Origin of the sequence: Vibrio sp. M260118, assembly GCF_036533755.1 — a bacterium.
Taxonomy (GTDB): Bacteria; Pseudomonadota; Gammaproteobacteria; order Enterobacterales; family Vibrionaceae; genus Vibrio.
Window position 1 is genome coordinate 1 of the sequence record NZ_JATABG010000175.1, and the last position, 7,025, is coordinate 7,025.

Annotated in this window: 6 protein-coding genes and 1 tRNA gene; 1 reads left to right on the top strand and 6 read right to left on the bottom strand. The window is 45.1% G+C overall.

The window, feature by feature from the left end:
- Positions 1–45 precede the first annotated feature (45 nt).
- The 3 genes from rluF to QTO00_RS11555 form a co-directional block, all read right to left on the bottom strand.
- Positions 46–1,077, bottom strand: a complete 1,032-nt coding sequence (gene rluF / locus QTO00_RS11545; RefSeq protein WP_331424951.1) for a 23S rRNA pseudouridine(2604) synthase RluF — start codon at positions 1,075–1,077, stop codon at positions 46–48.
- Between the two features lie 84 nt (positions 1,078–1,161).
- Positions 1,162–1,743, bottom strand: a complete 582-nt coding sequence (gene smrA, locus QTO00_RS11550; protein ID WP_331424952.1) for a DNA endonuclease SmrA — start codon at positions 1,741–1,743, stop codon at positions 1,162–1,164.
- 158 nt (positions 1,744–1,901) lie between these two features.
- On the bottom strand, positions 1,902–2,042 hold the full coding sequence (locus QTO00_RS11555; RefSeq protein ID WP_005476401.1) for a DUF3149 domain-containing protein: 141 nt from the start codon (positions 2,040–2,042) through the stop codon (positions 1,902–1,904).
- 359 nt (positions 2,043–2,401) lie between these two features.
- Between QTO00_RS11555 and QTO00_RS11560 the strand changes: the two genes are divergently transcribed.
- Positions 2,402–2,478: transfer RNA gene (locus tag QTO00_RS11560), tRNA-Pro, on the top strand.
- A 109-nt stretch (positions 2,479–2,587) separates the two neighbouring features.
- Here the strand turns inward: QTO00_RS11560 and QTO00_RS11565 are convergent.
- From QTO00_RS11565 to asnB, 3 genes are all read right to left on the bottom strand, one after another.
- Positions 2,588–3,457 (bottom strand): TraB/GumN family protein, encoded by an 870-nt coding sequence (locus tag QTO00_RS11565; protein ID WP_331424953.1) that lies wholly within the window; start codon positions 3,455–3,457, stop codon positions 2,588–2,590.
- A gap of 202 nt (positions 3,458–3,659) precedes the next feature.
- Positions 3,660–5,051, bottom strand: coding sequence for a peptide MFS transporter (locus QTO00_RS11570; RefSeq protein ID WP_331424954.1), 1,392 nt, complete (start codon positions 5,049–5,051; stop codon positions 3,660–3,662).
- A 317-nt stretch (positions 5,052–5,368) separates the two neighbouring features.
- Positions 5,369–7,024, bottom strand: coding sequence for an asparagine synthase B (gene asnB / locus QTO00_RS11575; RefSeq protein WP_331424955.1), 1,656 nt, complete (start codon positions 7,022–7,024; stop codon positions 5,369–5,371).
- Position 7,025: the final 1 nt, after the last annotated feature.

The following is a 7,025-nucleotide window of genomic DNA, read 5'->3' on the forward strand; positions in this document are numbered from 1 at the left end:
ATGCAATGGAAATTTAAAGAGGAGCCAGTTGGCTCCTCTTTTTTGTTATTTCTTCAAACTCAACGTACCACCAGAGCGTGGTTTAGCTGGGCGCTCTGATTTATCGCTTGCTGGTTTGTAGAAAGTTTTGCTTTTATTTGGCTTTGCTTTTGGTTCGCTGTGCTTGTCACTGTTGCGACCCTTCTTTGAATTTGGTGCGTGGCGGAACTCATCAGCATTACGGCCTTTGAAGGTGCGCGTTTTTTGATTACGGCGAGCTTTAGACTCTTGGTTCTCTTCACGGCTATCAAATAGCTTAGCGTCGGTTGCTTTGCGGATGCGTTTACCCTTGCCATCAACCTTAGATGCTTCCTCTGTACCGCTTGAGTCTTCACACATAGCTAAGAGCTCGGCAACTTCAGCATCGGTTAGGTAACGCCATTGACCGTTTGGAATCCCGTCAAGTGAGATATTCATAATGCGCACACGGCGCAGTTTAAATACTTCATAGCCTAATGCTTCACACATACGGCGAATTTGGCGGTTTAAACCTTGCGTTAATACAATTCGGAACGAGTACTTGGTCTCTTTGGTGACTTTACACGGTAGCGTGACAGTATCGAGGATGTTGACGCCCGATGACATTTTCTTGATGAAGTCATCGCTGATAGGTTTATCGACTCGTACCACATACTCTTTTTCGTGGCTGTTGCCCGCGCGAAGAATTTTGTTGACGATATCGCCGTCATTGGTGAGGAAGATTAGACCATCAGAAGGTTTGTCTAAACGACCGATAGGGAAGATGCGTTTCTTGTGACCAATAAAGTCCACAATGTTACCTGCTACGTCGCGCTCCGTGGTACAGGTGATACCGGTTGGTTTATTGAGAGCGATATAAATAGGTTTGTCGGTTGCAGCACTAATTGGCTTGCCATCAACACAAACATCATCACCAGGTACAACCTTGGTGCCCATTTCGGGAACTTGTCCGTTTATGGTGACTCGACCTTGTTCTATCAGTCGGTCCGCTTCACGACGTGAGCAGAAACCCGTTTCACTGATAAATTTATTTAAGCGTTTTGCAGATTCTTGAGACATGTCTTTACCTTAGTTACGTTTCTCAACGGCGTTAAAAAAGCAGCCACTCGGGCTGCCTCAGATATATTAGCATTGATGCATGAGTTAGCCCAAACGCTTTTGATGACGCTCGCGGGTTTCAAGCTTTTTCTCATCGCTTTTTCTAAGCAATACATAGACTGCACCAGTGCCGCCGTGGAAGCGCTGCGCACTGTGAACACATTGGACTTCTTTTATTTGCATCAACCACTGAGCGACGAAGCTTTTCATTAGTGCTGGTGGATTAGAGCGTTCGCCTTTTCCGTGCACGATAATCACGGTACGAATGTCCATGCGCATACACTGCTTGAGGAATTTAACCACTTCGTCACGGGCTTGCTCAAGTGTTCGCTTGTGTAAGTCTAATTTGGCTTGTATTGGGTATTTAGCCAGACGTAGCTTTTTGTACACGCCGGTCTGAACACCATCGCGTTTGAACTCAATGATTTCGTCTGGCTTTAACATCTCTGCGTGGTCGATAGAGAGATATTCAGGGTCGTCTTCAGTCAGCCAAATAGCGGCTTCGCGCTTAGCTAGCTGTGCGTCAGTGATCGTATGTTGCTTTTTGTGTTCGGTCGTATCTTGTTTGATCGGCTTAACATCGCCCATCATCTCTTGGAATAGGCCGAAATCGTCATCGTGAGACATAACTACATCTCAGAGTAGGAAATCAATAAAAGTATTATACCTTTGAAGCAAGGAAGATGATCAAGATTTTGTTTCTGAACGTATAAAAAACCGAAGCAGACAAGTTATCCACTTCGGTGCATAGCGAACGCCTATTCAACGAATAGTGCTAAGCGATTCTAGTGAGGAGATTTGTCGTTCATCACCTTGTAGATGATAAAACCACCATAGAAGAGCATTAAACCTAGGGCTCCAAAGATAACAATCATTGAAGATAGACCTACTGCATTACCAAATAGGAGATCGAGCCAAAAGTCCATGTTTCCTCCGTGTGGAACAAAGTGTGAAGACAAGGATTAAGGTAATTCGTGGTTAAAAAAACAACACTGATCTGGATCAAATGTTGTTATTTGGTTGCGACTTTGTGTCTATTGATGTGTTTTTGCTCACACTTTGTCGCCCGTCGTTGATGTTTTAGGCAAACGAACTTAATTTTTCAAAAAGTTAGCCAAAATGGCTTGCGTTCGGATTAAGAATCCGTAATATACGCCTTCGTTGACAGGCAATAAGCTTGAACAACTTCTCGGTGAATAGCGCAACTTGGTAGCGCATCCCGAGGTTAGGAATAGTGGGACCAGAGGGCGACCCTCTGATACAACGTGTTTCTAACAATCATTATCGGTGAATAGCGCAGCTTGGTAGCGCATCTGGTTTGGGACCAGAGGGTCGGGGGTTCGAATCCCTCTTCACCGACCATATTTAGAAAGCCTGCTTTTTAGCAGGCTTTCGTCGTTTAGGGAACGGGCTTCGCCCTATGGAACGCTTCGCTTGTGGAGTTACGTTCCCGCATCCCGCATTTCGCACCTCAATACTTAAACTCACACCTAGCAATTTGACTAGTGGATAGCTGCTTGACCTTAAATCCATCGGCCTCAAGGAGTTCAAGAACACTTTGCTCGCCGAGTAGATGTAGTGTGCCTACGACTATCACGTATGAGCCGCTCTTTTTTGATGACCAGCTTGGTGCTGAGAGCTGTTTAGCCCAGTCAATGTTTCGCTGAGTGATAAATGCATGCTCAAGCTCGGGAGACATTTCAGTTAACTTACCGAATTCCAACATCTTTTCCTGATCACCCGCTTTCCAACTTTTGATCATACAATCGACAGCTTGTTCTGAATGCTCAAACTCTTCCAGAGCGCTCAGTAAAAACTCTTTCCCTGAGTCAGGTTGTTTTGTCAGCATATCAATCTGAAATTGCAGTGTCTCCAAGCTAAGGACAGGAATATCTTGCGCAGTTGCTTTGTATATTAAGTGTAAATCAACCCCTAATGCTGATTGATAGCCAAGGTATTCGATATGTTTGTTGGTAATAGTCAGTGCGGTTGCCCACGGTGGTAAATCCATTAACAATTTAGAATCAAGATTGAGCAGGTTCGCTAGCCCTTTGAGTTCCCTCGTCTGCTTTTCATTAAGTACATCACTGGTTAAAAGTGTCACAGGTGGGTAGGTTACTCCATGAGTCTTCCTGACATCAGTTTCTATAATCAAGCAGTCGCTTTGTTGTAACGTTTTGATTATGGTCTCAGGAAGCGGGTATAGGTTCTCATCACCAACATGGATTGAGCCAAAAATAAGGTAGTTTAGGTCGCCCTTTTGGGCTTGCCAGTAAAGTGGCTCACTAACAGAGGATGCAGAAAATAAGAGAGTTAAAGTGATAAGCCAAAAACGAGTCATAAACAAAGCTGCCTTACGCAAGTGGATGATTTATTGATTGGGGCTTATTTGAATATAACGATTACAGCTGAGATGTGGTGAGTTTTCTTGATAATTAGCTCCATCTTTAACAAAAGCTGTGATTTATCTCGCGATAGTTCAGATGTAAAAAAGCCCAGCCAATCATCAGTTGGCTGGGCTTGTAGTAACTAGAATGTGACTGTTAAGCGAGTTGCGCTTGTTGCTCTTCAACTTGCTCAGCTTGGCTAACAGGTGTTTCTGCACCATGCATCCAACGTACAAGCGTATTAGCAAACATTAGCAAGATAACGCCAGAAACTGTCGCTGCAATGGCAATACCACCAAAGATTGGTAGTGCGCCTAGTTCACTAACGTGTGAGCCAATTAGGCCTGCAACGTAGTTTGCGATTGCGTTAAAGCCAAACCATGCACCCATCATTAGTGATGCTAGACGTAGTGGGGCAAGTTTAGTTACTAGCGACAAGCCAATCGGGGATAGGCAAAGCTCACCCAGTGTATGGAAGAAGAATGCGCCAACTAACCACAGCATAGAAGTTTTAACGGTAGTATCACCGCCTTGCTCCATCACCGCACCAACCATACACAGGAAGCCAAGGGCTAGGAAGAATAGAGCTAAAGCGAACTTAACTGGTGAGTTAGGTTCTTTAGGTCCAAGTTTTACCCAAAGCGCAGCAAGTACTGGCGCTAAGGTGATAATGAAGAACGGGTTTAGTGACTGGAACCAAGCCGCTGGAACTTCAAAGCTACCGATCATACGGTCAGTGTACTGCTGGGTGTAGATATTCATCAGGCCGCCTGCTTGCTCGAAGCCTGCCCAGAATACGATAACAAATAGGCCCATCACCATGATGACTTTTAGGCGGTCGATCTCTTGTTTGGTCAAAGGTTGCTTTTGCGCTGAGTTCTTTTGCTCAAGGTCACGAGCAGCGGCAGGAACAACACCGATGTCACCAAGCCAAGACCTCGCTAAGGTCATCTGCATAACTAGGCTGATCACCATACCAATACCGGCAACTAGGAAACCTGCTTTCCAACCAAACTCATTAGTTACAGAGCCTGATACCACGCCAGCAATAAGCGCACCTAGGTTAATACCCATGTAGAAAATGGTAAATGCACCGTCACGGCGGTTATCACCTTCTTGGTATAGATCGCCTACCATGGTTGAAATGTTTGGCTTGAATAGACCGTTACCAGCAATAAGCAGTGCTAAGCCCAGATAGAAGCTGTGAGTCGTACTTAGGCCGATCATGTCTGCTGGAAGAGCGAGGGTGAACTGGCCAATTGCCATTAGTGCACCACCAATAAGAATAGAGCGACGCTGGCCTAGAAAGTTATCGGCGAGGTAACCACCGATCATTGGTGTGATGTAAACAAGTCCAGTATAGATGCCGTATAGATCCAGAGCATCTTTAGTCGACCAGCCTAATCCACCGTTCATTGTGGCGTCTGTTAGATATAGGACAAGGATGGCACGCATTGCGTAGTAGGAAAAACGCTCCCAAAGCTCAGTACCAAACAAAAGGAAGAGACCACGAGGGTGGCCAAATATTTGATGATGTTGGTTTGTCATAAATTTTACTAATGTGACTAATTAAAGAATTTTATAAGCCACTACGTATACTACTTAGTTTATTTATCTTCAATAGGGTTAAATATTGGTCAGAGTTATACTTTGATATTAAATGTATAATTTGTAAGTAATTGTTTCTTGATGTGTCTAAAAAATATGTGCTACAAAGTTAGATTTCAATAATGCTAGGGTTGTTTTTACATTACTTTGTCATTGAGTGAGTGTTTTTAGTGTGGTGAAATTTTAACGTGCGAACATAAAAAAGAGGCTCCTAGGAGCCTCTCATGGTGTGTATTAGGGTCAACAGGCCCTAGTGATTAGTACGAATCGTTGTGGACACTTTGAACGGCGCGACCAGACGGATCTGCCATGTTCTTAAATGATTCATCCCACTCAATCGCTTTCGCCGAAGAACAAGCTACTGAAGGGCCACCAGGTACACACTCTGCTGCTGATGGAAGCGGGAACAACTCTTCAAAGATCTCGCGGTATACGTAGCCTTCTTTGGTTGTTGGTGTGTTGTATGGGAAGCGGTATGCAGCGGTTTCCATCTGCTGATCGGTTACTTTTGCTTCCGCCACTTCTTTCAATGTGTCAATCCAGCTGTAACCAACACCATCAGAAAACTGCTCTTTCTGACGCCAAGCAATAGACTCTGGTAAGTAGTGTTCGAAACACTCACGTAGGATGTGTTTTTCCATCTTGCCGTTGCCACACATCTTATCTTCAGGGTTTAGACGCATTGCGACATCAATGAACTCTTTGTCGAGGAAAGGTACACGACCTTCAACACCCCATGCCGCTAGGGATTTGTTTGCACGAGCACAGTCGAACATGTTCAAAGCCAGAAGCTTACGAACTGTCTCTTCATGGAACTCTTTCGCGTTTGGCGCTTTGTGGAAGTACAGGTAACCACCGAAGATCTCATCAGCACCTTCTCCAGAAAGAACCATCTTGATGCCCATCGCTTTGATCTTACGCCCCATCAGGAACATAGGCGTAGAAGCACGGATGGTCGTTACATCATAAGTTTCGATGTGGTAGATAACGTCACGAATAGCATCAAGACCTTCTTGAATCGTGTATGTCATCTCGTGGTGAACGGTACCGATCTGCTCAGCGACTTCACGTGCAGCTTTCAGATCTGGTGCGCCTTCAAGGCCGACTGCAAATGAGTGAAGCTGAGGCCACCATGCTTCTGACTTCTCGTCGTCTTCAATACGCATCGCTGCAAAGCGTTTTGCAACGGCTGAAGTGATTGATGAATCTAGACCACCAGACAGAAGTACACCGTATGGCACGTCTGTCATCAATTGGCGTTTAACCGCAGCTTCTAGAGCTTCAGTTAGTTCTTCTTTGCTGGTTGTGTTGCCTTGAACTGCTGCGTACTCGTTCCAATCACGGATGTAGTAGCGCTGAGGTTCCGCGTCGCCGCTGCCATAGTAACAACCAGGAGGGAATTCGCTCACTGTTTTACATACAGGCACTAGCGCTTTCATTTCTGACGCAACGTAGTAGTTACCATGCTCATCATAACCTTGGTATAGAGGGATAATACCAATATGATCGCGGCCTACTAGGTAGGTGTCTTTCTCTTCATCGTATAGAACGAATGCGAAGATGCCGTTGAGTTCTTCAAGTAGATCCGCCCCCATCTCTTCGTATAGGGCAAGAATTACTTCACAGTCAGAGTCAGTTTGGAATTCGTATTTACCTTCGTAACGGGCGCGAAGTTCTTTGTAGTTGTAGATTTCACCGTTAACTGCAAGGATGTGCTTCTTATCTTGGCTGTAGAGTGGTTGTGCACCACTATTCACGCCAACGATGGCAAGACGTTCATGGGCAAGAATCGCGCGCTCCGATGAATAGATGCCAGACCAATCAGGTCCACGGTGACGTAATTTTTTAGACATTTCCAACGCAACAGGGCGCAGAGCACTCGCATCACTCTTAATGTCTAAAATACCGAAAATC

Excerpts from the sequence above, each read along its gene's own strand:
- rluF (WP_331424951.1), bottom strand. The coding sequence starts at position 1,077 with ATGTCTCAAGAATCTGCAAAACGCTTAAATAAATTTATCAGTGAAACG.
- smrA (WP_331424952.1), bottom strand. The coding sequence starts at position 1,743 with ATGTCTCACGATGACGATTTCGGCCTATTCCAAGAGATGATGGGCGAT.
- QTO00_RS11555 (WP_005476401.1), bottom strand. The coding sequence starts at position 2,042 with ATGGACTTTTGGCTCGATCTCCTATTTGGTAATGCAGTAGGTCTATCT.
- QTO00_RS11565 (WP_331424953.1), bottom strand. The coding sequence starts at position 3,457 with ATGACTCGTTTTTGGCTTATCACTTTAACTCTCTTATTTTCTGCATCC.
- QTO00_RS11570 (WP_331424954.1), bottom strand. The coding sequence starts at position 5,051 with ATGACAAACCAACATCATCAAATATTTGGCCACCCTCGTGGTCTCTTC.